Annotated in this window: 2 protein-coding genes; both read left to right on the top strand. The window is 41.4% G+C overall.

The genetic code is table 11. The features are described from left to right. Window positions 1-219: 219 nt before the first annotated feature. Entirely contained in the window at window positions 220-480 is a 261-nt protein-coding gene (locus KDK19_RS19225) for an AbrB/MazE/SpoVT family DNA-binding domain-containing protein (protein WP_257255260.1), read from the top strand. After that, window positions 477-896, top strand: coding sequence for a PIN domain-containing protein (locus tag KDK19_RS19220; RefSeq protein WP_257255259.1), 420 nt, complete (start codon window positions 477-479; stop codon window positions 894-896). The genes KDK19_RS19225 and KDK19_RS19220 overlap by 4 nt, the downstream gene beginning before the upstream one ends. Window positions 897-1,034 lie beyond the last annotated feature (138 nt).

Raw genomic sequence — 1,034 nt, 5'->3', positions numbered from 1 at the left:
TGTAGACGTATTAAAAAGAAAGCAAATATAAGCTAGAGGTCAATAATTTCAGGGGTTTTCATGACTTTTACCTGCCCATCTATGCCAATCGCATATTTATGAATTTTCATCATCATCCATTTTCACGCACGCGTGGGAATACGTACAGCCTTCCTTGATGATGTGGAGCTTCACTGCTAGTTTAGTATTACTTATTTTCGATAGTAATACGGTGTTCTTATGCCTAAGTTGACCAGTAAAAGACAAGTAACCATACCTCAGGATGTCTGTAACAAACTGGGGCTTGTTCCTGGTGATACTCTGAAGGTTTTTGAGCGGGATGGAGTCGCTCATTTGGTAAAAATGTCTAGTGAAACACTCTCAGGTACATTAGCTTGTGTAAAAGTCACAGAGTCTGAATCTGCGGTAAACCAGGGTGATCTGGATTTTAAAGAAATTTTGAGAAAAAAAGCTGCCAGAAAATTCAGAGGTCAGGAATGATTGCTGTAGATACCAATGTGCTGATTCGCTATTTACTGCAGCCAGTGGACAGTCAAAACCCGCCTTGGCAAACTCAAAAGGCTGTCCTTACAATAGACTCTGCGGAAAAGGTTTTTTTGTCGGACATAGTATTGGCTGAAACCGAATGGGTGATGGAGGCTGTTTTTAATTTGACCAGAAATGATATCCATCCAGTGTTTTATGAGTTGGCAGCCAGTACCCGTTTTTTGTTTGAAGACTGGGAGGCACTCCAACGTGCCCTGATGGATTATAAAACTTATCCAAAAGTGGATTTATCCGACTGCCTTATTGCCAGACGAGCCCATAACAATGGGGCTGAAACACTCTATACGTTTGAGAGCAATCGTAAACTGGGTGCATTACCAATAGTGACCACTCTTACTGTTCGTCATTAAATGCTACAAAAAACGATTCCATACAAAGTGGCTAACTTAATAGAGCTTCGATTAAGTACCCTGCGGCAAAATCATGAAAGTGTCTGCCCAGCAAGGACTTCAGCCAGATAGCGTGTACTCATAGCGGCTTTCTTTTGT

This window comes from Endozoicomonas sp. ONNA1 (genome assembly GCF_024606325.1).
Lineage (GTDB): Bacteria > Pseudomonadota > Gammaproteobacteria > Pseudomonadales > Endozoicomonadaceae > Endozoicomonas_A.
Note: the sequence above shows the minus strand (reverse complement) of the source record. Positions and strands in the feature narration are given on the sequence as shown.